This window comes from Parasphingorhabdus sp. JC815, assembly GCF_040717415.1.
Taxonomy (GTDB): Bacteria; Pseudomonadota; Alphaproteobacteria; order Sphingomonadales; family Sphingomonadaceae; genus Parasphingorhabdus.
This window is the reverse complement of sequence record NZ_JBFEFM010000001.1, coordinates 384,614-409,724: the sequence shown is the minus strand read 5'-3', so window position 1 is coordinate 409,724 and position 25,111 is coordinate 384,614. Positions and strand designations below refer to the sequence as shown.

The window sequence follows — 25,111 nt, the reverse complement described above, 5'->3', positions numbered from 1 at the left end:
ACCCGCTAAGTTCACTAAGTTCACACCAAGAAAGCTCCCGGCATTACAATCTAAAGCTCTGGCCCACCCTCGGTCACGGTCCATGTTTGCCCTTTGTTGAGCAACGCCTGTAGATCCGCTTTTTTACCTTTGGCCGCCTGTGCATTTTGTTCAACCACAGCATCATCAAAGGTCGGGCGTGGATCATCATAAAGCACACCGATCGCCATAGGAAATTCACCAAAGGGCATTTCGATCAGCATATGCGCGACCGAACGGTTGGTCACATCATGAACGATAACGTCCGCCGCCTGCCAGTCACCATCGACAACATCAACCACTTTCAGCGACAATGTTTCGCGGTCGAGCGTGATGCCCTTTGCGCCTTTTTCAAACAACATGGGTTCACCGTCAGCCAGCAACAATTGTGTTGAAGCGGCGGTTTTCTTGGCAGCAAATTCCTCGAATACATCTTTATTATAGACGATACAGTTTTGAAATATCTCGATAAATGCTGCTCCCTTATGGGAATGCGCTGATTTCAAAACATTGGTCAGGTCTTTATGCACATCAATTGCACGCGCAATGAACCGCGCTCCTGCACCAAGGGCAAATGCACAAGGACTGGCAGGACGATCCACCGAACCAAATGGCGTCGATGGGCTGTTTGTTCCCACCCGTGATGTCGGGGAATATTGCCCCTTGGTTAGACCGTAAATCTCATTGTTGAAAAGCATGATCTGGCAATCCAGATTACGGCGCAGCAAGTGCATTGTATGATTGCCGCCAATCGACAGAGCATCGCCGTCACCGGTAATGATCCAGACATCCAGATCGGGATTGGCCAGCTTCGCGCCGGTTGCCACCGCTGGCGCGCGGCCATGGATCGTGTGAAAACCGTATGTCTCCATATAATATGGGAAGCGTGAGGAACATCCGATACCGCTGATAAACACCGTATCTTCGGGCCGGACACCCAGTTCCGGCATGGTCCGTTGCACCGCTTTGAGGATCGCATAATCACCGCAGCCGGGGCACCAGCGCACTTCCTGATCCGTTTCCCAGTCTTTCAATGTCGTGATTTTTGTCATCTCGTTCATGACAGATTCTCCTCGATCGCCGTTTCAATTTCGGCAATGGTAAAGGGCTGACCCGATATTTTGTTAACAGGCTTGGCATCAACCAGATATTGATCGCGCAATAATGTTTTCAACTGTCCGGCATTCATTTCCGGAACAATCACGCGGTCATAGCTTTTCAGCAGATCACCAAGGTTTTTCGGCATTGGCCAGATGTGGCGGATATGGATATGCGAGACATCCTTACCTGCGTCCACGGCCCGGCGCACAGCCTGATGTATCGGACCAAAAGTCGATCCCCAGCCAACAACGGCCAGTTTCCCGCCAGCTTTGCCCATGGCAACATCCTGTTCGGGAATGCTGTTCGCAACGCCCAACACCTTGTCACGGCGGATCTCGGTCATTTTCTGGTGGTTGGCCGCGCCATATTCAATATGGCCGGTATCAATCCCTTTTTCAATGCCGCCAATGCGGTGCATCAATTCCGGCGTACCCGGCTTAATCCATGGCCGCGCGAGCTTTTCGTCACGCGAATAAGGCTTCAATCCACCTTCGGGCATTTTATCGAGGAAGGTCGTCGGAAAAGGCTCCAGATTATCAACATCAGGAATTTTCCAAGGCTCTGCGGCATTGGCGATATAACCGTCGGTAAGCAGCATGACCGGTGTCATATATTGCACCGCAATGCGGACAGCTTCTATCGCACATTCAAACGCATCGCCGGGAGAGCGCGCAGCGATAACCGGCATCGGCGCGTCGCCATTGCGGCCATAGACCGCTTGATACAGGTCCGATTGCTCGGTCTTTGTCGGCAGGCCGGTAGAAGGTCCGCCGCGCTGGCTGTTGACGATGACCAAGGGCAGCTCGGTCATGATCGCCAATCCCATTGCCTCACCTTTCAGCGCAATACCCGGACCGGATGAAGATGTAATACCCAGCTTGCCGGCATAGCTTGCGCCAATGGCCGCAGCGATGGCCGCGATTTCATCTTCGGCCTGAAAGGTCGTCACGCCAAATTCCTTGAGGCGAGACAAATGGTGAAGAACCGCAGAGGCCGGAGTAATCGGATAACCGCCGAAGAACATTGGTAATTCTGCAAGCTGTGTCCCGGCAACCAGACCCAGGGACAATGCTTCTGCTCCGGTCACGGTGCGATATGTGCCCGGCACCGATGGAGCCGCGCCGACTTTACGCGTAGTCAAATGGCCGCTGCCAAGCCCGTCACCCGAAAGCTCAGCCGTTTCGCCATAGGCATGACCGGCATTTAACGCTGCTATGTTGGCATCGGCAATATCGGGCAATTTCGCAAATTTGCTTTTCAACCAATCGACAATCGGTTGCCGGTCGCGCTCAAACATCCACAGCGCCAGTCCCAGCGTCCACATGTTTTTACAGCGCAATGCTTCTTTATTTCCAAGGCCAAAAGGTTTCACCGCTTCCAAAGTCAAGGCTGAAATGTCGAGCTTCAGCAATTGCCATTTGGCCAGCGAACCATCTTCCAGCGGATTGACTTCATATTTCGCTTTATCGAGATTGCGTTTTCCGAACTCGCCTTCGTCAGCGATAATCAAGCCGCCCTCACGCAGAGACTCAACATTGGTTTTCAAAGCAGCCGGATTCATGGCAATCAGGACATCCGGTTGATCCCCTGCTGTTTCAATGGCGCGGCTACCAAAATTGATCTGGAAAGCAGATACACCAAATAACGTACCTTGCGGCGCGCGAATTTCAGCAGGGAAGTCAGGAAATGTCGCAAGGTCACTGCCTGCCAGAGCCGTGGACAAAGTGAATTGCCCGCCCGTAAGCTGCATTCCGTCACCACTGTCACCCGCAAAACGTACGACGACGTTTTCCGCATCTTCGGGTCGATTGTTACCATTATCTTTTTGCTTTAACGCCGTAGCCATAAATAATTTTCCGTATCCATCACGATTGGCCGAAGCGATAAAGCACTTCCACCATCTGCTTCAAACCATAAAAACTACTAGGGTTAAAGTTTTTGTTTGAAACGATTCATCATCATCCGCTTTACACAGATTAACCTTGCCTAGTTAGCCTCTGCTGATCTACTCGCCAAGAGATAAGTAGCAAAACAATATGTAATAGGGAGATTACAGGATGACCAATGCTTTTGTGCGGCCCGATACGCAAGCAATGCTAGCAATGCTGGCAGCAGCGGAGCAACCTCCGCTTGACCAACTGGAACCCGCAGCGGCGCGTGAGGCTTATGTTGCCATGCGCTATCTGGTTGATGTGGAGCCAACGGAACTGGCTGTTATCAAAGATCTGTCCTGTCCGGGACCAGCGGGTGACATCAAGCTGCGCTATTATGACAAGCGCGAAAATCGCGAAAAAGGTCCGGCTATTATATTTTATCACGGCGGCGGATTTGTGATCGGTGATTTGGAAAGCCACCATCCTTTTTGTACCGAAATGGCGGCGCAGATGGACTTGCCCCTGATTGCCGTAGATTACCGGCTTGCACCCGAAGCCCCCTTCCCCGCCGCCCCCGATGATTGTGAAGCGGCCACACGGTGGATCGCGGAAAACGCAAGCAGCGCGCTTGGCATTGAAATTGACGGTTTAATCCCTTGTGGTGACAGCGCGGGCGGAAATCTGGCGATTGTAGTGGCACAGGATTTGGCCAAAAAACCGGCGGCAGTTCCGGTCATCGCCCAAGTTCCGATCTATCCGGTGGTTGATAGCACCGCTTCGGGCGGATCAATGGAGGAATTTGCGGAAGGGTTCTTGCTAACCAAAGCCTCAATGGATTATTTCCACAAACATTATGCGGGTAAAGCGGGCGATGTGCGCTGCGATCCGATTCATGGTGATCTTGCGAGCAGTCCGCCGACTGTGTTAATTACCGGCGGTCTTGATCCGCTGCGTGATCAGGGACGGGCTTATGGAGCAAAGCTGGTCGCAGCCGGTGTGCCGCTGATGTTCCACGAGGCAAAGGGCAATGTCCATGGATTAATCTGTTTGCGTAAGGGTATACCCTCTTCGCAGCAGGATGTGGACGGCATTTGCAATGCCCTGAAAGCAACTTTGGCGAAAACAACTTAAGCGAAAGCAACCTTATAGTATCATGAACGATTTTAGCGCGCTTCCTTACCGGCCTTGTGCAGGTATCATGTTGGCCAATACGCGCGGACAGGTTTTTGTCGGGCAAAGGATGGACGCGCCGCAAAGCGCCTATCCCGATGCCTGGCAAATGCCGCAGGGCGGTATCGACGAAGGGGAAGACAGTGAGACCGCTGCGTTCCGTGAACTGGAAGAGGAAACCGGGATCACCCGCAATCACGCCCGGATTATTGCGCGTAGTAAGGAGCAGTATCTTTATGACTTGCCCGACGAATTATTGGGAAAAATCTGGAAAGGAAAATATCGCGGTCAGCGACAAGCATGGTTCCTCATGCGGTTTACAGGCGAAGACAAGCATGTCAATATTGCCACGGACCATCCGGAATTTCTGAAATGGAAATGGGCTGATCCAACAGAATTACCGGATTTGATCGTGCCGTTTAAAAGAGATTTATATCGTTCCCTCCTTCAGGAATTTGGACCGCTTATCTGAGTAACATCAAAATTGATACGGGATTATAATATGTTACGAATGATAGCTCTGCCAATTCCTGTGGCATTAGCCAGTGTCACCGCTCCAGCGCATGCGGCCTTGCCTGAGCCAGTCAAGGCCATGGTCAAAGCGGCCATTGAATCCGGCAATGACGCCGAAATCCAGTCGGTGGTCAAATTTGCCAAACTGACCCATCCCGATGATAGCGCCGAAATCGATACTATGCTTACGCCTTATAATGAAAAAAAGGCGCAGCTGGCCGAAGCGAAAAAGCAGCAGGCAGAAGAAAAAAAACTGGCTAAAATGGAAGCGCCTTTCTTTGATAACTGGTCAGGCGAAGGGGAACTGGGCGGCTTTCGCAACACCGGAAACTCCGATAATGTCGGCCTTAGTGCCGGCCTGAAACTGGTTAAAGACGCCGTTAAGTGGCGCCTGAAACTGCACGCGCGGGCCGATTATCAACGCAATAACGGCAGCACGAGCAAAGAGCAGTTTTCCGCCGCTTTAGAGCCGGAATATAAAATGAATGACCGGCTGTTTTTCTTTGGGTTAACGCAATATGACCGCGACCGGCTTCAGGGCGTTTCTGCCCGCTACACCCTGTCCGGCGGGATTGGCTATACCGTCATCAAAGAAGACGACATCCGGCTGGATGTGAAAGCCGGTCCGGCTTGGCGATTAACCGAATATATTGGCGGCGGAACGGATAGTGGACTTGCCGGACTTATCGGCATGGATATGGCGTGGCAAATTGCCGAAAGAGTCAAACTTACACAAGGTGCGGGGGCGACCATAGCGTCGGACGCACAAAGTTTGAGCAGCGCGACTGCTATTTTCTCATCCGGCACAAATACATTGACCGCCAAGACAGCAATTGACGCAAAGATTAGCGGCAAATTATCAGCGCGTTTGTCTTATGTGGTCGAACATGAAACCAACCCGCCTGTGGGCCGTAAAAAAACCGATACGCTCAGCCGCGCGACGCTGGTTTATGACTTTTAAGCCAGTGTTTAAGCTTTGCAATCGCGGTAAAACAGCTTAGCCAAGCCGCTTATTCAGACTTGGGTTCTTCCGATTGATCATCACCGATTTTCGGCTTGGATGTGCTGGCTTGCGCAGACATGATCGGCGCTTTTTCCGCTTTTGTGATGAACGCAGATAATTGGGCGGTTTGCGGGCAACGGGTCCGGCACAATGTTTCTATCCTCGACAGGTTGACCTTCGCTTTTTCAATAGCACCGCGCTGAACCAGCGCTTCTCCCTGGCCGGCAAGAGCGTCCAGATTATTGGGGTCAAGGATTAACGCTTCGCGGTAAAGACGGATGGCCTTACCCGGTAAATCCTGTGCCCTTGCGATTTGCGCCAAAGCGATAAAGGCCGAGCCGTTACGCGGATCAACTGCCAGCGCGGTTTCATATAGGTCCGTAGCCAGCACCAGATTACCGTCTTTTTGTGCTGCTGCTCCGCGCTCCATATAAGCCACCGAGCGGGCCTTAATTTCCACATCTGCCGACTGTCCGAAACTGACACTGGAAACAGTCGCTAAAACCAGGGACAGGGCAAGGGCTGCGGGCGAAAAACGCATAATTAGCTCCAATAAAGACTCGTGCTGTTTAACAGGTTTTTCTGCACGTTCAGTGAACATGATCTCACCTGTCATGATTTTCTATCACATTTTTTCGAGACAGGTAAAATAAAAGCCATCTGTTCCGTCATGATACGGGGTAAGTAATGTTCCTTTACGATATGGGCGTCCTATCGGTAAATCAACCTCTATATCTCGCCATTCGTCGTGGCTTTTCAGGAAGCGCTCTGTCTGATCGCCGCCTTCTGCGTCCAACAGCGAGCAGACTGCATAAACCAGCCGCCCACCCGGTTTCACCATACTGCTCGCCAGATCCAGCAATCGCGCCTGAAGCTGAACCGTCTGATCCAACCGCTTGGGCGTCATCCGCCAGCGCAGTTCCGGGTTACGCCGCCATGTCCCGGTGCCGGTGCACGGTGCATCGACCAGCACCAGATCACACTGCCCTGAAAACGAATGAAGCGCGTCTTCTTCTTTATTGGGAGACAGCAACATAGTTTCGACATTCCGCGTGCCCGAGCGACGCAAACGCGGTTCAATACGGCTCAAGCGTCCGCGATCCGTATCGGCAGCTATAATCCGCACATTTTCAGGAAGCTGCGCGGCAAGACCAAGCGTTTTTCCGCCTGCCCCCGCGCACATGTCCAAGACCAGTTCCGGCAAACCGGCCAGATTACCGGATAAGCAGGCCGCGATAATCGCCTGACTGCCCATGTCCTGAATTTCAATCTGCCCTTCATTATACGGCAAGCTGTTTTCTACACTGGTTCCGGTGGGCAAGCGATAAGCACCGGGCAAAGGCAATGCTTCTATCTCCGGCCAAATATCCCTGAGCTTATTTTTGTCCGCTTTTTTGGAGTTCAGTCTAATATCCAGAGGCGCGCGGTTAAACAAAGCGGTCTGCTCATCCCCTTTTACCGGCTGCGCGAATTTACTTTCCAGCCAGCCTGCTATCGCGTTGCCGCTGGCCCGTGCTTCGCCGTCCGTCAATAGTGCCGGCCCATAAGCCGAGCCGTCAAACAAAGCGCGTAATTCCGGTTGGCTTTCGGCTAGCCCGGCCATTGCTGCCCGACCATTTTCCGGACGATCACCGAAATAGCGGATGGCAGCATAAACATGCTCCCGCACCGCACGGCGATCCTTTGATCCGGCATAGCGGCGCGCTTTAAAGAATTTTTTTGCGATATTATCAGCCGACGCGCCATTGTCCCGTGCTGCGACAATGATTTCGTCAAGCAGCTCAATCGCCGCTTGCAGGCGCGCAGACGGGGTCAATTGTCGTCCAGTTCAAGATGGTTCTGGGTATCGCGCGGCTTTTGAATATCGCGTGGATAGGGCACACAGAAAAACTTGTTCGCTTCTGTTTTTATTTGTCCGTCCTCATATTCTTTCGTTCTCTTCTGGCGATCTGCATTTATCATTTTCATGCGCTCTTCCCCCGCCTTCATACAAGCGGCCTCACTGATATGCAGTTCATGGATGATCTTCATCGTCGCTTCAGGCGCATGGTCATTCCAGCCGAGCAATATCAATAAATAAGGCGCAAATACTTCGATCATCACGTTCGCATCAAACCTTTTATACTGGACCTAACGCGTGGGATAATTAGCGCGTGGGATAATTAGGTGCTTCGCGCGTAATCAACACATCATGCACATGGCTTTCCTGTAATCCGGCATTGGTGATCTGAACAAACTCTGCCCGCTCGCGCATGTCTTTGAGAGTCGCGGAGCCAGTATAACCCATAGCCGCTTTCACTCCGCCAACAAGCTGATGCACGACATCGCTGACCGGCCCTTTGAACGGAACCTGTCCTTCAATACCCTCTGGCACCAGTTTAAGCTGATCCGAAATATCCTGCTGGAAATAGCGGTCCGCAGACCCGCGGGCCATGGCGCCAACCGACCCCATTCCGCGATAATTTTTATAAGCGCGGCCTTGATATAAAAATGTGCCGCCCGGTGCTTCTTCGGTTCCTGCCAGCAACGATCCGACCATTACCGAAGATGCTCCAGCGGCCAAAGCCTTTGCAACATCACCGGATGTACGCAGCCCGCCATCGGCAACCACCGGAATACCGGATTTATCTGCTTCTTCCGAACAATCAAGAATTGCAGTCAATTGTGGCACACCGACTCCGGCCACAACGCGGGTCGTGCAAATCGAGCCTGGCCCGATGCCCACTTTAACCCCGTCTGCGCCAGCATCAATAAGCGCCCGCGTGGCCGCGGCAGTTGCAACATTGCCGGCAATAATCTGGGTATGGGGAGAGCGTTTTTTTACCTCCGCCACCGCGTTGGAAACCATGCTGCTATGGCCGTGTGCGGTGTCGATCACAATCAAGTCGCATTCCGCTTCGATCAACGCTTCAGTCCGTTCCAGCCCGGCTTCCCCAACCGTAGAAGCTGCGGCGATACGCAGGCGGCCCGCGCTGTCTTTGGTTGCATGCGGGTAGGTGACGGCTTTTTCAATGTCTTTGACGGTAATCAGGCCGACGCAGCGGTAACTGTCATCAACAACCAGTAATTTTTCGATCCGCCGTTGATGCAGCATGCGCCGGGCTTCTTCTTGACCGACGCCAACCGGAACGGTGACCAAATCTTCCTTGGTCATTAGCTCGGATACGGGTTGCTGCGGGTTTTCGGCGAAGCGCACATCACGGTTAGTCAATATACCGACCAGCTTGCCATTAGCTTCCACCACCGGAATACCTGAAATGCGGTTCTCTTCCATGATCGCTTCGGCATCGGCCAGCACAGCATCAGGTGCAATGGTGATCGGATTGACAACCATGCCGGATTCAAACCGTTTCACTTGCCGCACTGCTGCCACTTGTTGTTCTATGGTCAGATTACGGTGAAGCACACCAATACCGCCCAATTGCGCCATAACTATCGCCATGTCAGCTTCCGTAACCGTGTCCATTGCCGATGACAGGATAGGAATGTTAAGCGTAATTTCCTTGGTCAACCAGGTTTGCGTGTTCGCCTGGCTAGGGATAATATCAGATGGCCCCGGCTGTAACAGGACATCGTCAAAAGTAAGTCCGGATCGGATTTCTTTGCTCATGGAAGGCCACTTTCTAATGCGCTAATTTTGATTCTGTGGCGGCCCATGTAACCATTTCTGTAGCTATTCGCCAGTGTTATTCGGTAACCCTATCCGGTAACTTTCTATCAATGGCAATTTTCGGACCGGATTTTTCAGAGAAACTGTCTACACTGCCAAAATAGCGCCCTAGCGCAACGTGAAAATTAGCATCGGCTGCTGCTCCACCAAGCAACAACCCTTCGTCCGCTTCATCCCCGACGTCATGATAGCGGCCATTCAAAAAAAGGTTCAAATGCGCTTGATCGGCAAAGGCACTGGTTATCATATAAGCCGGAATGTCTTTTTCGAGGAACATATAACCGTCCTGACGCTTCAAAAAAGCGTTGGCTTTGTCAGAGGTATCAATCTCCCGCCCCTCGGCCTGCGCTATCTTTTCAATGTCTTCATCCAGACCCGCATGACCGCGCCCGACGACTGCTATACGTTTTCCCGTCGGTGACACAGCAACAGTATCCGCATTGAATACAGCGACCAGATGCCCCAGCGGGAAACCGGAACTTTCGACAAAAGCGCTGGCACCCAGCAGACCGCTTTCTTCCGCCGTGGTTGCCAGAAAATACAGATCACGATCCATTTGCTCTTTCGCCAGCCGTTTAGCAGTTTCAATCAGCAACGCTATGCCGCTGGCGTTATCAACTGCGCCATTACAAATACGGTCTGCAGCATGTTCCGATCGGCATTCGCCAAGATGATCCCAGTGGGCAAGGAATAATATAGCGCCGCTTTCCGGCTTACTTCCGGCAATCTTGCCCAACACATTATGGGATTGATAACTACGAATAAGAGTTTCAACCGATACATCGGCATAGATATCTATGGTTTGCGGGCGAAAACCTTCCTGCTCTGCATCTAAATATAAATGTGTGAAATCCAGTCCCGCTTTATCAAATATTTTATCCGCTACGGCGCGGCTGACAATACCCTCAACATCAGCATGTCTTTTTTCCCAATCCAGGCCGGTGCTGGCCCTGCGGAATCGCCGTGAAGAACGCTCAAAGCGTGAGTTATCGCTTATCACCGTAATCACGCCGGACGCGCCCGCTGCGATAACATTGGCCTTGCGTCTCCGATAATCAGAAATATTCTCGCGCTTGGAAGAACCCATGAGCATGAAAACCAGCTTTCCGTCAATTATCGGGGCCATATCCTCTTCAGGCAAATTGCCATAGCCGACATAGACAATCTGCGCGTTTGACAGGTTCACGGATTGCACCGCCCCGCGCAGAACGATCTGGTCATTATCAACTCGGATAGATGCCGTTTGTTTTCTTTTAGGGTAGCTGAACTTCACCATCTGTCGCAACGGTATGCGATCTATTAGCGCAACAGGCATATACCATGAATCAGAGCCGGTGGCAGGGTGCAATCCGGCTTTTTGCCATTGCGTAGCGATATAATTAACCGTCTTATTTTCTCCGGCAGTTCCCGGTTTACGTCCACCGAAATCGTCACTCGCCAATATTTCTATATGCGCTCGCAAATCCGCTTCGGTAATATCTTTTGCATGGCCGCTGTACGGAAACAGCAATAACAGGGCGGCGAACCCGACAAAAATACGCATGGGATGGAGCAGCCCTATCTTTGGAAGATTTGCTTTTTCCTTGGCTTTATAGCCGGAATAATCAATGGTAGATAAAATGATAAGGAGGCTCGCCGGGCATGGAAGTTTCACTTTTGTTACTCGTTCTGATCGTAGTAATCGTTTATCTTTTTGCCAGCATCAAGATTGTCCGGCAGGGCTATGAATATACTATAGAATATTTTGGCCGTTTCACCAGCATTGCGCGGCCCGGCTTTAATTTCTATCCCGCTTTTTTGTATCGCGTAGGTCGCAAGATCAATATGATGGAACAGGTGATGGATATTCCGGGCCAGGAAATCATTACCAAAGACAATGCGATGATTTCCACCGATGGCGTTGTGTTTTTTCAGGTTCTGGAAGCGGCCAAAGCGGCTTATGAAGTCAATGATCTGTATAACGCGATCCTGAACCTTGTGACCACCAATTTGCGTACGGTCATGGGGTCGATGGATCTGGATGAAACCCTGTCCAAGCGTGATGAAATCAATGCCCGTTTGCTGGTTGTTATTGATGATGCGACCACGCCGTGGGGGATTAAAATCACTCGCATAGAGATTAAGGATATTCGCCCACCGCAAGATATTGTCAACGCCATGGCACGACAGATGAAAGCAGAGCGCGAAAAACGCGCCAATATCCTTGATGCTGAAGGGGCGCGTGCTTCCGAAATCTTACGCTCTGAAGGAGAAAAGCAGGGACAGATTCTTCAAGCCGAAGGCCGCAAAGAAGCCGCTTTCCGCGACGCCGAAGCCCGCGAGCGGGAAGCAGAAGCGGAAGCAAAAGCAACGAAAATGGTGTCCGAAGCCATCGCCGGTGGCAATGCTCAGGCGATAAATTATTTCGTCGCCCAGGATTATGTCAAAGCGGTCGAGAAATTTGCTACATCGCCTAATGCCAAAACAATATTATTCCCGGTAGAGGCAACACAGTTAATAGGCACTTTGGGCGGCATTGGAGAGCTTGCGAAAGAAGCGCTTAGCGAAAACGAGCCGATTTCTCCGCCAAAAAATCCACCTGCTAAACCACCTGTAAAACCCAAAAGAAAAGGCCCGTTTGAATAATAAGGATCAGAGATAATGAACGATCTGATAAGTAGCGAGCCGGAATATCTCTGGTTATCACTGGCAGCACTGCTGGCTCTGGCGGAGATTTTCGTTCCGGGCGTGTTTCTGATCTGGGTTGCCGCTGCTGCCGCTGTGACCGGATTGGCAAGCGCATTTATCGATCTGACAATCGCCGGCCAATTGACCCTGTTCGGCATTTCAACCATTGCCAGCGTGTTAATCGGTCGCCGCTGGTATCTGACCAACATCATCAAAAGCGAGGATCCGTTGCTCAATGACCGCGCGGCGCGGCTGATCGGAACAACGGTGACAGTGGTTCAACCGATCAATTCAACATCAGGTCGTGTTAAAGTGGGTGACGGGGAATGGCCCGCTCGCGGTCCTGCCCTGCCCATTGGAGCAACTGCGCGAATAGTTGACGTTGCCAGCGGGGTTCTGATCCTTGAAACAGATACTGACGCGATTTCCGGACAGGAAAATTAACGTGTGAGTTTACCGGCCATTCCGATAATATCGTCCAGCGGATTACCATCTCCATCCAGATCGAGCAGCGATCCCAAGCCGCCTAAACCTCCAGAAGCATTTTTTGAAGCATTACCGAGAAGGCCGCCTATCAGGCCGCTCAGACCGCCACTCTCACTATCTGCATCAGTGCCAGACCCTGCATGGTTCTGCTTTGCCATATAGCCAGCAGCCATCATCGCCACCATGGGCAGCATTTTCTTTAGCAAATCACCGCTTATACCCGTTTGCTGTTCTGCACCCGCTGCGACAGTCCGGCTCACTTCCTTTGAACCGAATATCTGGTCCAGCACCTCATTGCCCTGACCAACCGGAGTTGGCTGTGATCCCAGAACATTATCGAGCAATTCGCCGCCACCAAGCTGGTCCAACAAACCGCCCAGCCCGTCCAAGCCCCCCGGCTGTGCTTGCGCGGTTTTCTTGAATCCCCCCAGAATTGAAGGAAGCAGTGCTGATGTCCCGGCAGACGCAACGCCTTTACTAACGCCCAATTCCCGTGCCATCGCATCAATACCGCCAGATGTCTGAAATCTATTCAAAATATCCATTACTTCTGTCCTTTAATCCGCAATGCCGGGCAATCATTCTGTTTTTCGGGGAAACCCTAACAGGATTTTTCTGCTCAAGGTGCGGATATTCAATATTTTACCAGTGTTTACACTTAGCCTAAGGTGATCATTATGTTTAGGATCACATTATAGCCGCACACAATGGTCGCACATTATGGAGGCCGGGCCAAAGCTGAAAGCTATACCGCAAGAAATCACGACCAATGGCAGCTTATATCGGTGGAAGTGACTGTCCGGATTTCCGTCTGTTGCTGGACTGGACCTGTCACCCGAAAAATCTTAGGCGGTGTTATGCACAACAAAAGCCCGCTTTCCCTTGCCGAAGCGCCTGATAACTGCCGCCGCTGTTCCCGTTTGGTAGAGTTGCGTCAATCGCTTCGCAAAGAGCAACCCGACTGGTGGAACGCCCCTGTGCCGGCCTTTGGCGACCCTGACGCATGGCTGGCCATAGTCGGGCTTGCTCCGGGCCGCGATGGCGCTAACCGGACGGGACGGCCATTTACCGGCGATGCGTCCGGCGACCTGCTTTTCGAGACAATCGCGAAGGCAGGGTTATCGAACGGCAGGTTTCAATCCCGCGTGGATGACGGCGTAACTCTGAAAGGTGCGATCATCCTCAATGCGGTAAAATGTCTGCCCCCGCAAAATAAGCCCACCGGCACCGAGATAGCCAATTGCCGTCCCTATATGGTCAAGGCTTTGGAAGCTCTGCCCAATTTGCGAGTCATATTGGCTCTGGGCAAGATCGCGCATGATAGCGTGGTCCAAATGACGGGAAGCACATTAGCGGCCCATAAGTTTGCCCATGGAGCCAAGCACAGTCTGCCAGATGGCCGTATCCTGATCGACAGCTATCATTGCAGCCGGTATAATCTGAATACCCGGCGGTTGACGCCAGAGATGTTTCACGCGGTTTTCGAGAGTGCGTTGCGGCATAGCCCGGCGAGAAGTCCAGCGCGATAATCTGCAAAGCCGTTAACGATCCTCAATCAACCGCCCGTAAAGCTCTGGTCTGCGGTCGCGGAAAAATCCCATGCCCGCCCGGTGGTTGCGCGCCTGTTCCAGATCGAAACCGGAGACCAGCACGCCGCTTTCTCCCCCGCCATATTCAGCCACCAGATCGCCCCACTCATTGGTAATAAAGCTGTGGCCGTAAAATGTCTGGCCCTCTTCGGTTCCGATGCGGTTGCTGGCGACCACCGGCATGCAATTGCTGACGGCGTGCCCCTGCATCGCGCGCCGCCACATGCGGCTGGTGTCAAGGTCTGCGTCATAGGGTTCCGAGCCGATAGCGGTCGGGTAAAACAGGATTTCCGCGCCCAATAGCGCCATCGCTCGTGCCGTTTCGGGATACCATTGGTCCCAGCATATTCCGACTCCAATTGTAGTGCCAAAGATATTCCAGACTTTGAAACCGCTATTACCGGGACGGAAATAGAATTTTTCTTCATATCCCGGACCATCGGGGATATGGGTTTTGCGATAAACGCCCATTATTTCGCCATCGGGACCAATCATCGCGATGCTATTGTAAAAATGCTGCCCATCGCATTCGAAAAAACTGGCCGGAATAGCCACTTTAAGTTGCTTTGCCAGCTTTTGCATAGCCAGAACCGGCGCGCTCTCGCTCACCGGTTTGGCCAGCGCGAATAGCTCTTCATCCTCGGCCTTGCAGAAATATGGTCCGGCAAAAAGCTCTGGCGGCAGAATAATCTGTGCGCCCTGCTCAGCCGCATTGCCGACCAGATCACTCACTGCTTCGATATTTTCTAATTCTGAGCCGTTCAATGCCAGTTGCAACGCGGCGACGGTGATTTGACGTGTCATACCGCCGCCATAGCGTGATACCGGAACATTGTCAGCCTTATAGCTTTATGGCCGTTTTTTGAACAGCAATGTCATCCGGTCCGACTCGCCAATCGCTTGATAAACAGCCTTGCCGTCCTCCTTGTTCGTCAGAACGGGCGGAAGCGTCCAAACACCTTTTGGATAATCTTTGGTATCTTTGGGATTGGCGTTTATCTCGGAAAAATTGACCAATTCGAATCCGTTAAGCTCGAACAGTGCGACAACTGTATCCTGCTTCAAATAACCCTTGCTCCCGTTTGACATGGCATAAGGTGCATCGGCATTGGCACGGTGCTGGACCACGCCGATCAAACCATCATCAGCCAAAATCCCGCGCAATGCCCGTAATTCTGAGTCTGCTATATTGCCATTGAGCAATCCGTGCATAGACCGGAATATCAAAACCCTGTCAATCTTCCCTTTAAGTTCCTCTGGCACTTCGTCGCTTTCATAAGCGGCGATTTTTTCGGCGGGAACATCTGTCCAAGCAGCCGCTTTTTCGGGGAACATTTTTGACCATCCATTTGGTTTCTCGCCGCTGTCATTATTAATCGCAACATACGTCCCGTTGGGGCTTATATAAGGCAATAATATCCGGGTATACCAGCCTCCTCCCGGGGCATATTCAGCGACGGTCTGTCCGGGTTTCACCTGAAAGAAATCCAGAGTTTCTTCTGGATGGCGATAAATATCGCGTGCTTTGTCATCACCGCGCCGATCATGGTCGAGAACGGCATCCAGACCGGCGGCATGGTGCGCTTCGTTGTGCGTCGCCTCACCTTTCTCATGATGTTTGGCCTGCGCGACCATTGCCGTCGTTGCCAATAATGCAGTCGCTAATCCGGTAAATATAAACGTTTTGGTCATTTGATCAGGCCTTTTTTGATGAACATTCTCTCCAAATGCCATCATAAATCACCGGAACAACCATGCAAAGCGGTTTATGAAAGGATCAAACCTCCGGGAGTTGCTGCGATATACAATGAAAACTGCCCCCTCCGCGCAGCAATGCGGCACTAGACAGGCCGACAGCCTTACGATCTGGGAATAAGGCAGCAATTTCCCGAACTGCGCGACTATCGTTATCTACGCCATATTGCGGAACGGCAACCACCGCATTTCCTATATAGAAATTCATATAGCTTGCCGGAGCGATAGCACCGTCAATTTCATATTTGCCAACCGAAGGGACCCGAACCACATCCAATCCGGCTGACTGCGCCCTTTGCGCTGCATCTTCAAAAATATCGGCGTTCGGGTCGTCTGCATCAGCCGCCTGTGGGATCGCCACCCTATCCGGCCCGACAAAGCGCGCCAGATTATCGACATGACCATCTGTGTGATCGGCTAGCAATCCGTCACCTAGCCAGCAAATTCTCTCAATCTGTAACGGGCACATATTTTCTGCGAACCGGGCTTTCGTCAGACCCGTATTGCGATTGTCATTCAGCACACATTGGCGCGTAGTGACGAGCGCCCCTTGCCCATCACCGTCAATCGCGCCGCCTTCGAGCACCATCGCATGATCACAGGTCGGAATATCCACCGATTTGGCAAGGCGCAGGCCAATGTCCTGATCGCCCGCCATCTCAAACTTCCCGCCCCAGCCATTAAAGCCGAAACGATGGGCCAGCTGCTTATCGCCGTCCACCGTGATAATCGGGCCGGTATCACGCAACCAGATATCGCCAAACGGTTCGTTGACTATCTGGACCTGATCGTCAACCAGCGCCTTTGCGATGTCAGCGTCATGCCGGTCGCGGCAAACGAGCATGATCCGTTCGCCCGCGCCATCATCCCAAACCGCATTGGCAAAAGCTGCGACTTCCCGCTGCGCTTCTGCCAATCTTTCGGGCCATTCAGCAGGATTTCCGGGAAAGCCGATCCACACCGCTTCATGCGGCTCCCATTCGGCAGGCCATCTCATCATGTGGTCGCTAGAACCGGTAACTAGCTACCGGCGCGGCTTTTGTCACGAATGTCGCGGAATTCGTCGCCTTCATTCCAGTTCGGCCAATCGTCGGTCATCGCCAGCATCCGTGCCACTGTGTAATAGACTTTCAAGTCAGCCATAACGCCGTCCCAATTCCATTCCGGATCAAATTCATCCTTTGGTCCGTGATAGCGGTTTTCCGTATAATCCTTGCTAATCGCTTCGCCGGCTTCTCTGCCGCCGTCGATCAGGTCCTCTCCACCTTCAAAATAAATCATCGGCACGCCCAGCTTGGCAAAACTGAAATGGTCCGACCGGTAATAATATCCTTTTTCCGGTGTAGGCTCGGCTTCGGCAACACGTCCATCAACCTCCAGCGCAGCTTCCAGATAGTTGTCGAGTTCGGACTTGCCCTTGCCAACCACGACAATGTTTTTCGCTGGCCCAGCCATTCCAAAGGCATCCATATTCACTCCGCCGACTGTTTGCTTGAGCGGATAAACAGGATTATCTGCATAATATTTAGAGCCTAGCAGTCCCGATTCTTCGGCTGTCACAGCAAGGAAAATGATGCTGCGGTCCGGTGCTCCGGCTTTCACATGGGCCTCGGCAAGAGCAACCAGCGCCGCTGTGCCTGTGGCATTATCAACCGCACCATTACAAATATCATCACCATCATCCGCCGGTTTACAGCGGCCCAGATGGTCCCAATGGGCCGTATAAAGAACATATTCATCCGGACGGGTCTTGCCTTTCAGGACCCCGATGACGTTCTTGCTATTCATTTTATCAATGTCATTTTCAAAGGACATCGACGCCGTCACACCTAGCGGCGTTGCTTTGAAATCCTTGTTCTTTGCAGCAGCCATCATCTTTTCCAGATCCTGACCGGCACTGGCAAAAATCTTTGCTGCGACATCTTTTTGGATCCAGCCATTGGCTTTTGTCTGATCCGCGCCGCCATTGGCGGACTGTGCATAAAATTGCGGCCCACTCCAACTCGACTCGACTACATTCCAGCCATAAGCTGCCGGAGCCGTGTCATGGATGATCAACGCTGCAGCTGCGCCCTGACGAGCGGCTTCTTCATATTTATAGGTCCAGCGGCCATAATAGGTCATCGCCCGGCCACCAAATTCACCTTCCAGGCTTTCTGTTCCGAAATCAGGATCATTCACCAGAATGACAACGGTTTTTCCTTTTACATCAACCCCTTCATAATCATTCCAGCCCCGTTCCGGTGCGTTAATGCCATAGCCGACAAAAACCATCTCGCTATCGGTAACGTCAATTTTGGGCTGTTCCTGATAAGTGGTGACAACCATTTGAGAGCCATATTTGAAACCCATGTCCTGCGAGCCGCCCTTGACTGTCAGGTCAGACACATTTTTTGCGGTAATCTCGACCAGCGGCACATCCTGAAACCAGCTATCCCCATTGCCCGGTGTCAGGCCCGCTTCAGCAAATTTCTTGGTCAACAGAGCAAGAGTTTTCTCTTCCCCGGCAGAACCCGGCGCGCGCCCTTCATAAGCATCGGAAGATAATTCCTGCGTAATGTCGCGCATGGTATCAAGCGACAATTCCGGCGCAGCAACCTCGGGAAGTGCCATAGACGTTTCCGGATCGTCTACCTTTTGACACGCCGCAAGGGCAAGAGCCGGAACCAGTGCGAGAGCAAACCATTTCTTTTGCATTTTACATCCTCAAGGATTTTTCGGGCTTATCAATTTCAGGAGATACTATTTACACTCACAGGGCTTTGACGCAAGCCTTGCCTGAAATAGAACAAAAAAGGGCGGCTCCAGATGGGCCGCCCTTTTTGTAAATATCGTTGAACCGATTAGCGTGAGTAGAACTCGACAACCAGATTTGGTTCCATTGTTACCGGATAAGGCACTTCGTCCAATGTCGGTACGCGCACGTAGGTCACTTTATCGGTGCCATCTGGCGCAACATATTCCGGAATATCGCGCTCTGGAAGGCTTTGCGCTTCGATAACCAGAAGCATTTCCTTGGCTTTGTCGCTCAATGAAACAACGTCATCGGGCTGCACTTTGCGCGAGGCAACATTACATTTTACGCCGTTCACACGAATATGACCGTGGCTGACAAGCTGACGCGCAGCAAATACTGTAGGCGCAAATTTGGCGCGATATACCACGATGTCCAGACGCTGTTCCAACAGACCGATCAGGTTCTGGCCGGTATCGCCTTTCATGCTGGATGCTTCTTTATAAGCGCGCTTGAACTGTTTTTCGGTCACGTCGCCATAATAGCCTTTCAGCTTTTGCTTGGCACGAAGCTGAATACCATAGTCGGAGAGCTTGCCCTTGCGGCGCTGTCCGTGCTGGCCGGGGCCATAGTCGCGGCGATTTACAGGTGATTTGGGACGGCCCCAAATATTTTCACCCATGCGGCGATCGAGTTTATATTTTGAACTGGTACGTTTTGTCATATCAATGACTCCTAATTTGCTTTTAATACGGTCCCGGAGTGCACCGAAAATCCTGTGGATTAACGCGGCCACCGCTTCACCGGGGTGCGGAGCCAATTGCAAGTCGCGGCCTATGACGATCCGGGGGGCAGTTGTCAAGCATCTATAGAGCGATAAATCGTGCCAAAGCCGCCATGATTACTCGACTTGCGCGGCATGTATGATTAAAGCCGCAGATATGACCAAAACATCCTCATTGCCGCCTATGGAAACCATGTCCGATGTCCGCACACAAGTGGACCGGATTGATAGCGAACTTATCACCCTGATTGCCCAGCGCTTTGCCTGCATGGATGCAGCAGCACGAATCAAACAAGACCGTAATTCTGTGCGGGACGAAGAACGGAAAGCCGCAGTTCTGGAAAATGTCAAACAACTGGCCAGTGCTGCGGGTGTTCCGGTTCCTACCATGGCTGCCATCTGGGAAATGCTTGTTGAAACATCAATCAGCTATGAGCTGGAACAATGGGATCAGATCAGGGATAACTGAGCGAATAGCTCTTATTTCTTGATAAACGGCTTTTCCAGAGAGCTTATCACACCGCGCCATGTCTGCACTTCTTCGTTGGTCCACGCAGGTTTGGTAATCATATTGCGTAGCGTGACCTTAGTTGCCGGTACGCGGTCGGGCGGGTAGAAATATCCGGTTCCTTCCAGCGCCCTTTCCAGATGTTCGTAAAACCGGTCCAGCTCCTCTTGCGGTGCGGGTTCGCGCTTTTGCTTCTCGATCGTGGGTTGAACCGTCGCGCTATTATCCATTTTGGACAGCTCGTAAGCCACCAATATGACCGCTTGTGCCAGATTGAGCGAACCAAATTCCGGGTTTATCGGCACCGTAATGATTTTGCGCGCCAGCTCAACATCCACTACTTCCAGCCCGGATCGCTCCGGACCAAATAATATTGCACATTTTCCGCTGGCAGATGAAATGTCTTCAGCCGCTGCGGCTGGTGTCAGCACGTCTTTCGTCATCCCGCGCTTACGCACAGTGGTCGCATAAACATGGGAACAATCCGCCACCGCCAAAGCAGTTGTCGCAAAAACCTGCGCCTCTTCGAGAATGCAGTCCGCTCCAGCCGCTGTCGGGCCAGCCGATGGATTGGGCCAGCCGTCGCGCGGGTCGACTATCCGCATCTCGGTCAGCCCAAAATTGAGCATCGCGCGAGCCGCTTTACCGATATTCTCCCCTAGTTGAGGCTTTACCAGAACGATTATCGGCTGACCGGTACTCATTTCCCCAGAACATTGCCGATGCCGACATTCTTTACGGTTCCGGCAAATTCTTCAAAATCCTTCGCTTCGGTAAAATCCTTATATACCGAGGCAAAGCGTATGTAAGCGACGCTATCGAGGCTTTTCAGGCCATCCATCACCATTTCACCAATACGTTTCGAAGGTATCTCTGTTTCGCCACTGGTCTCCAACTGACGCTGGATACCGGAAACCAACTGATCCATCTGCTCTTGTGCGATGCCCCGCTTGCGGCACGCAAGAGAAACTGACAAATCAATCTTGGACCGATCGAATGTCTCTCGCCTGTCTTCGCTTTTCACTACGATGATTTCACGTAGCTGGATACGCTCAAATGTCGTGAACCGCGCTCCGCAACCCTCGCACTGCCGCCTCCGCCGGATGGTTGTGCCATCTTCGGTGGGCCGGCTATCTTTTACCTGGCTATCATCATGGGCACAAAAAGGACAACGCATAAAGGCTTCGCTTATTCTGGGTAAATGGGAAAGCGGTTGCAAAGCGCCTGAACACGCTCACGAACATCGGCTTCCACGTCTGGATCACCGCCCTCGCCTTTGTCACGAAGACCGTCCAGCACATCAGCCACCATGTCGCCAATCATCTGAAATTCAGCAGGGCCAAAACCGCGCGTCGTTCCCGCTGGTGATCCCACACGAATACCACTGGTTTTCATCGGTGGCTGCGGATCATTGGGAATGCTGTTCTTGTTACAGGTGATACCGGCACGTTCGAGCGCTTCATCCGCATCGCGTCCGGTAATACCCAGCGGAGACAGGTCAATCAGAGCCACATGGGTATCCGTCCCGCCAGCAACCAGATTGGAGCCGCGCTCTTTAAGCCGCGCTGCCAGCACTTTGGCATTTTCGATAACTGCTTTGGAATAGATTTTGAATTCAGGACGCAATGCTTCACCAAAAGCCACAGCTTTTGCGGCAATGACGTGCATCAATGGACCGCCTTGCAGGCCAGGGAAGACTGCCGAGTTAATCTTTTTCGCAATCGCTTCGTCATTGGTCAGCACCATGCCGCCACGCGGACCGCGAAGGGTCTTGTGCGTGGTCGTGGTCACGACATCGGCATAGTCCAATGGGTTGGGATGATCGCCGGCTGCCACAAGACCAGCAAAATGGGCCATATCAACCATGAAGATCGCACCAACGGCATCGGCAATTTCACGGAATTTCGCAAAATCAATCTGGCGCGGATAGGCTGAGCCCCCAGCGATAATGAGTTGCGGTTTATGTTCTTTGGCCAGCGCTTCGACTTCGTCGAAGTTAATCAGATGGTCGTCTTCATTCACGCCATATTGCACGGCGTTGAACCATTTTCCCGATTGCGCGGGCTTCGCGCCATGGGTCAAATGCCCGCCAGCATCAAGTGACAAGCCTAATATAGTATCACCCGGCTTTGTGAGTGCCAGCATCACAGCTCCGTTGGCTTGTGCGCCCGAATGGGGCTGAACATTGGCAAAGCCGCAATTGAAAAGCTCTTTCGCGCGGTCAATAGCCAGCGTTTCGACATCATCAGATGGACCGCAACCTTGATAATAGCGGCGTCCGGGATAGCCTTCTGCATATTTGTTGGTGAATACCGATCCTTGCGCCTGCATCACTGCCTTGGAAACGATATTCTCAGAAGCAATTAGTTCAATCTGGTTTTGTTGACGCGTCATTTCCGCGTTCATGGCGCTGAATACTGCCGGATCGCTTTCGCCAACGGAGAAATCGAAAAAACCTGTAGGCCGGATAGTCTGTATATCTGCGACATTACTCATCATGCTGCTCCTTCGGCTATGGGGGTAGAAAGCTTGTCAACGCGCCGCTGGTGCCGGTCACCGCCAAACTCTGTGTTCAGAAAATTATTCAGGCAATCCTTGGCAATCTCTATGCCGATCACGCGTGCGCCCATGGCTATCACATTTGCGTCATTATGCTCGCGGGCCAGTTTTGCCGAGAGTCCTTCGGAAACAAGAGCGCAGCGGCAGGCAACGTTGCGGTTGACCGCAATGGATATGCCAATACCCGATCCGCATAAAGCCACTCCGCGCTCTGCCTCACCCGAAGCGATAGCATTTGCCAACTTGTAACCATAATCGGGATAGTCCACGCTATCCGTCGTCATGGGGCCAAGGTCATTCACATCATGCCCGGCCTCTGTAAGCCACTCTACCAAAGCGGCTTTCATTTCTATGGCAGCATGGTCAGAAGCAATGGCGACGCGCATGGATAGAATGTCCTTTAATCTTGTGAGAATCGATGATCCGGTATGTAGTGGAGCCATGTAGCTTAGGCCACAAAATATTGCGCTTTTCGGACAATTAATCCTTATATTCAACCAAGCCTGACGATTAGCTCTATAGTTGATTGCCACATGCACATGCCAAAGCCTTATCAGCCGTTGGCATAATGCGCCGTGTTAAATCTCCATCTGGCTACCAAGTTCGACGACACGATTGCTGGGAAGCTTGAAAAACTCCATCGCAGTGGCTGCATTACGCAACATCCATGAGAAGATTTTTTCTCGCCAGACCATCATTTTGGGTTTTTCCGATGGCAATAAAGTCTGCCGCGACAGGAAGAAACTGGTCGTCATCATGTCAAAGTCCATGCCACAGTCCTTGACCTTTTTCAGGGCCGCCGGAACGTCTGTTTCCTGCATGAAGCCATAGTTTAGGACCAATCGGTAAAAACCGTCGCCCAGATCGGAAACATCTACCCGCTCTGACCAGGGAATACTGGGCACATCCTGAATATTCACCGTTAAGACGACAACGCGTTCATGGATGACCTTGTTATGCTTTATGTTGTGCAGCAACGCCGAGGGAACACCCGCAGAGGATGATGCCATGAATACCGCCGTTCCGGGAACCCGCGTGGCGCTGCTTTTGGCTGACTTGGTAAAAATCTCTATGGGCATCGCCGCTTCTGCCATATTATCGCGCATGATTTTGCGCCCTTTGGCCCAGGTCGTAAGCAATATAAATGCTACGGCTCCGACCAAGAGCGGGAACCAGCCGCCGTCCGGAACCTTGGTCAAATTAGCGGCAAAATAAGCTCCATCGACGACAAAGAATAGACCGATAAGCGGTGCAGCATACCACCATTTCCATTTCCACAGCGTCAGCACCACAATCGCCAATAGGCAGGTATCAATGAACATCGCGCCGGTAACCGCAATACCATAAGCCGAAGCAAGGTTGCTGGATGTCTGGAATGTCAGCACTAGCAAGATGACCGCTATCATGATGGCCCAGTTTACAACGGGTATATATATCTGCCCCGCTTCCGATGCGCTGGTATGCTTGATTGTCAAACGCGGAATAAAGCCCAGTTGAATGGCCTGATGCGTAACAGAAAATGCGCCCGAAATGACGGCCTGACTGGCAATGAATGTCGCCATGGTCGCCAATATCACCAAGGGCAGCCGCAGGAATTCAGGAGCCAGAATGAAGAACGGGTTCTGGATCGCTTCTGCCGCACCGGCGGAATCTAGCGCCAATATCATGGCGCCCTGTCCAAAATAGTTACAAAGCAAAGCTGGCAGGACAAAGCCGAACCAGGCAATACGCATCGGCTTTTTGCCAAAATGCCCCATATCAGCGAACAAGGCTTCCGAACCTGTAACTGCCAAGACCACCGAGCCTAGTGCCAGAAACGCCTTGGTTCCGTCGTTCAGGAAGAACTGCACAGCATACCAGGGATTAAGCGCCACCAATATGCCGGGATGGGCGATAATCTGGATTATTCCCAAAGTCCCGATTACGAAGAAGTAAATAATCATGATCGGTGCAAAAAGCGCTCCGATTTTAGCCGTTCCGCGGGATTGGATCATGAACAATAGTATCAGCAGACCAACAGCGATCGGCAGCACCAATGGAGCCAGTCCGGACTGGACAACCGTTAGGCCTTCCACCGCTGACAAGACGGAAATGGCCGGTGTAATCATGCTATCGCCATAAAATAGCGATGTCGCAAAGACTCCAAGCAGCACCGCTACCCAGCCCAGTTTGGATTTTCGCAACGCACCGGACAGCAATGCGACAAGTGCCAGACTACCGCCCTGCCCCTTGTTATCCGCGCGCATCAGTATCGTGACATACTGGATAGAAACAACCAGCATTATCGACCAGAAAATCAGGCTAACAACGCCCAATATATGGATCTGATCCAGTTCCAGAGGATGCGCCCCGACGAAAGTTTCGCGAAAGGCATAGAGCGGGCTGGTACCAATATCGCCAAATACAATGCCAATCGCACCGGCAGCCAGCTTTGCGACAGCGCTACCCTCTTGGCGCGAACCATGCGGTTGGATGACGCGATTGCGTTTCTTAACTGCTGTTGATGCCGATTCAGACATTGATTGCCGTACTGGCCGTACCCCTAATGGAACAAAGCAGTTGCGCTATACCGTTAGCTATTACGGCGCAGCCACATTGACAAGCGCGCGCGACTAGCATGAGCCTTCATGCTTAGCAACAAAGCCAAGCGATATGGCATATATACTATTGATAACATTAT

General features: G+C 52.0%; 25 protein-coding genes. 7 read left to right on the top strand and 18 right to left on the bottom strand.

The annotated features are described in order from the left end of the window. Positions 1-50: 50 nt before the first annotated feature. Together AB1K62_RS01985 and AB1K62_RS01980 are read right to left on the bottom strand one after the other, a co-directional pair. Positions 51-1,079 carry a 2-oxoacid:ferredoxin oxidoreductase subunit beta gene (locus AB1K62_RS01985; protein WP_367000818.1) on the bottom strand — a complete coding sequence of 343 codons (1,029 nt, stop codon included), beginning with the start codon at positions 1,077-1,079 and terminating at the stop codon, positions 51-53. Next, a complete protein-coding gene (locus tag AB1K62_RS01980) occupies positions 1,076-2,965 on the bottom strand; it encodes a 2-oxoacid:acceptor oxidoreductase subunit alpha (RefSeq protein ID WP_367000817.1) in 1,890 nt (629 codons plus the stop codon). Before AB1K62_RS01980 ends, AB1K62_RS01985 begins: the two co-directional genes overlap by 4 nt. Positions 2,966-3,176: 211 nt before the next feature. Between AB1K62_RS01980 and AB1K62_RS01975 the strand changes: the two genes are divergently transcribed. Genes AB1K62_RS01975 through AB1K62_RS01965 form a run of 3 tightly spaced genes read left to right on the top strand, consistent with a single transcriptional unit; the run spans position 3,177 to position 5,637 of the window. Beyond that, entirely contained in the window at positions 3,177-4,124 is a 948-nt protein-coding gene (locus AB1K62_RS01975) for an alpha/beta hydrolase (protein ID WP_367000816.1), read from the top strand. A gap of 22 nt (positions 4,125-4,146) precedes the next feature. Continuing rightward, the gene (locus AB1K62_RS01970) at positions 4,147-4,635 is read left to right on the top strand and encodes an RNA pyrophosphohydrolase (protein WP_367000814.1); all 489 of its coding nucleotides are present in this window, start codon (positions 4,147-4,149) and stop codon (positions 4,633-4,635) included. A 30-nt stretch (positions 4,636-4,665) separates the two neighbouring features. Next, the gene (locus tag AB1K62_RS01965; RefSeq protein ID WP_367000812.1) at positions 4,666-5,637 is read left to right on the top strand and encodes a DUF481 domain-containing protein; all 972 of its coding nucleotides are present in this window, start codon (positions 4,666-4,668) and stop codon (positions 5,635-5,637) included. Between the two features lie 49 nt (positions 5,638-5,686). Here the strand turns inward: AB1K62_RS01965 and AB1K62_RS01960 are convergent, their stop codons facing one another. The 5 genes from AB1K62_RS01960 to AB1K62_RS01940 all read right to left on the bottom strand — a co-directional run bounded on the left by AB1K62_RS01960 (position 5,687) and on the right by AB1K62_RS01940 (position 11,003). Further along, on the bottom strand, positions 5,687-6,220 hold the full coding sequence (locus AB1K62_RS01960; RefSeq protein ID WP_367000810.1) for a hypothetical protein: 534 nt from the start codon (positions 6,218-6,220) through the stop codon (positions 5,687-5,689). Positions 6,221-6,304: 84 nt separating this feature from the next. After that, positions 6,305-7,495, bottom strand: a complete 1,191-nt coding sequence (locus AB1K62_RS01955; protein ID WP_367000808.1) for an RsmB/NOP family class I SAM-dependent RNA methyltransferase — start codon at positions 7,493-7,495, stop codon at positions 6,305-6,307. Beyond that, positions 7,492-7,779, bottom strand: coding sequence for a hypothetical protein (locus AB1K62_RS01950; protein ID WP_367000806.1), 288 nt, complete (start codon positions 7,777-7,779; stop codon positions 7,492-7,494). The genes AB1K62_RS01955 and AB1K62_RS01950 overlap by 4 nt, the downstream gene beginning before the upstream one ends. Before the next feature lie 46 nt (positions 7,780-7,825). Further along, positions 7,826-9,289, bottom strand: a complete 1,464-nt coding sequence (guaB, locus tag AB1K62_RS01945; RefSeq protein ID WP_367000804.1) for an IMP dehydrogenase — start codon at positions 9,287-9,289, stop codon at positions 7,826-7,828. Positions 9,290-9,365: 76 nt separating this feature from the next. Next, positions 9,366-11,003, bottom strand: a complete 1,638-nt coding sequence (locus AB1K62_RS01940) for a M28 family peptidase (RefSeq protein ID WP_367000802.1) — start codon at positions 11,001-11,003, stop codon at positions 9,366-9,368. On the opposite strand from AB1K62_RS01940, the gene AB1K62_RS01935 reads away from it, so the two are divergent. Both AB1K62_RS01935 and AB1K62_RS01930 read left to right on the top strand, forming a co-directional pair. Then, positions 10,991-11,974, top strand: coding sequence for an SPFH domain-containing protein (locus AB1K62_RS01935; protein ID WP_367000800.1), 984 nt, complete (start codon positions 10,991-10,993; stop codon positions 11,972-11,974). The two genes, AB1K62_RS01940 and AB1K62_RS01935, sit on opposite strands and share 13 nt — an antisense overlap. Positions 11,975-11,989: 15 nt before the next feature. Beyond that, positions 11,990-12,460 carry an NfeD family protein gene (locus AB1K62_RS01930; protein ID WP_367000799.1) on the top strand — a complete coding sequence of 157 codons (471 nt, stop codon included), beginning with the start codon at positions 11,990-11,992 and terminating at the stop codon, positions 12,458-12,460. Here AB1K62_RS01930 and AB1K62_RS01925 read toward each other — a convergent pair. Then, complete coding sequence (locus AB1K62_RS01925) at positions 12,457-13,047, bottom strand: DUF937 domain-containing protein (RefSeq protein WP_367000798.1); 591 nt, start codon at positions 13,045-13,047, stop codon at positions 12,457-12,459. The genes AB1K62_RS01930 and AB1K62_RS01925 overlap by 4 nt on opposite strands. 312 nt (positions 13,048-13,359) lie before the next feature. Here AB1K62_RS01925 and AB1K62_RS01920 point away from each other — a divergent pair, with 312 nt between their 5' ends. Beyond that, positions 13,360-14,031: a uracil-DNA glycosylase gene (locus AB1K62_RS01920; RefSeq protein ID WP_367002018.1), complete on the top strand. Its 672-nt coding sequence runs from the start codon at positions 13,360-13,362 to the stop codon at positions 14,029-14,031. A 12-nt stretch (positions 14,032-14,043) separates the two neighbouring features. On the opposite strand, the gene aguB is transcribed toward AB1K62_RS01920, so the two are convergent. The 5 genes from aguB to rpsD all read right to left on the bottom strand — a co-directional run bounded on the left by aguB (position 14,044) and on the right by rpsD (position 19,304). Further along, on the bottom strand, positions 14,044-14,895 hold the full coding sequence (gene aguB / locus AB1K62_RS01915; RefSeq protein ID WP_367000796.1) for an N-carbamoylputrescine amidase: 852 nt from the start codon (positions 14,893-14,895) through the stop codon (positions 14,044-14,046). Positions 14,896-14,940: 45 nt separating this feature from the next. After that, positions 14,941-15,783, bottom strand: coding sequence for a methyltransferase (locus tag AB1K62_RS01910; RefSeq protein ID WP_367000794.1), 843 nt, complete (start codon positions 15,781-15,783; stop codon positions 14,941-14,943). Between the two features lie 85 nt (positions 15,784-15,868). Continuing rightward, positions 15,869-16,846 (bottom strand): agmatine deiminase family protein, encoded by a 978-nt coding sequence (locus tag AB1K62_RS01905; RefSeq protein WP_367000793.1) that lies wholly within the window; start codon positions 16,844-16,846, stop codon positions 15,869-15,871. A gap of 20 nt (positions 16,847-16,866) precedes the next feature. Then, complete coding sequence (locus AB1K62_RS01900; protein WP_367000791.1) at positions 16,867-18,543, bottom strand: M28 family metallopeptidase; 1,677 nt, start codon at positions 18,541-18,543, stop codon at positions 16,867-16,869. A gap of 146 nt (positions 18,544-18,689) precedes the next feature. Beyond that, positions 18,690-19,304 (bottom strand): 30S ribosomal protein S4, encoded by a 615-nt coding sequence (gene rpsD / locus AB1K62_RS01895; RefSeq protein WP_367000789.1) that lies wholly within the window; start codon positions 19,302-19,304, stop codon positions 18,690-18,692. A gap of 217 nt (positions 19,305-19,521) precedes the next feature. Here rpsD and AB1K62_RS01890 point away from each other — a divergent pair, with 217 nt between their 5' ends. Beyond that, positions 19,522-19,833 carry a chorismate mutase gene (locus AB1K62_RS01890; RefSeq protein WP_367000787.1) on the top strand — a complete coding sequence of 104 codons (312 nt, stop codon included), beginning with the start codon at positions 19,522-19,524 and terminating at the stop codon, positions 19,831-19,833. Positions 19,834-19,844: 11 nt separating this feature from the next. Here the strand turns inward: AB1K62_RS01890 and AB1K62_RS01885 are convergent, their stop codons facing one another. The 5 genes from AB1K62_RS01885 to AB1K62_RS01865 form a co-directional block, all read right to left on the bottom strand. Then, on the bottom strand, positions 19,845-20,576 hold the full coding sequence (locus AB1K62_RS01885) for an RNA methyltransferase (RefSeq protein ID WP_367000785.1): 732 nt from the start codon (positions 20,574-20,576) through the stop codon (positions 19,845-19,847). Next, positions 20,573-21,049 carry a transcriptional regulator NrdR gene (nrdR, locus tag AB1K62_RS01880; protein ID WP_367000784.1) on the bottom strand — a complete coding sequence of 159 codons (477 nt, stop codon included), beginning with the start codon at positions 21,047-21,049 and terminating at the stop codon, positions 20,573-20,575. The genes AB1K62_RS01885 and nrdR overlap by 4 nt, the downstream gene beginning before the upstream one ends. Positions 21,050-21,060: 11 nt before the next feature. Beyond that, positions 21,061-22,371 carry a serine hydroxymethyltransferase gene (glyA, locus tag AB1K62_RS01875; protein ID WP_367000782.1) on the bottom strand — a complete coding sequence of 437 codons (1,311 nt, stop codon included), beginning with the start codon at positions 22,369-22,371 and terminating at the stop codon, positions 21,061-21,063. Beyond that, positions 22,368-22,817: a ribose 5-phosphate isomerase B gene (rpiB, locus tag AB1K62_RS01870; protein ID WP_367002017.1), complete on the bottom strand. Its 450-nt coding sequence runs from the start codon at positions 22,815-22,817 to the stop codon at positions 22,368-22,370. The genes glyA and rpiB overlap by 4 nt, the downstream gene beginning before the upstream one ends. A gap of 192 nt (positions 22,818-23,009) precedes the next feature. Next, the gene (locus AB1K62_RS01865) at positions 23,010-24,950 is read right to left on the bottom strand and encodes a potassium transporter Kup (protein WP_367000781.1); all 1,941 of its coding nucleotides are present in this window, start codon (positions 24,948-24,950) and stop codon (positions 23,010-23,012) included. Positions 24,951-25,111 lie beyond the last annotated feature (161 nt).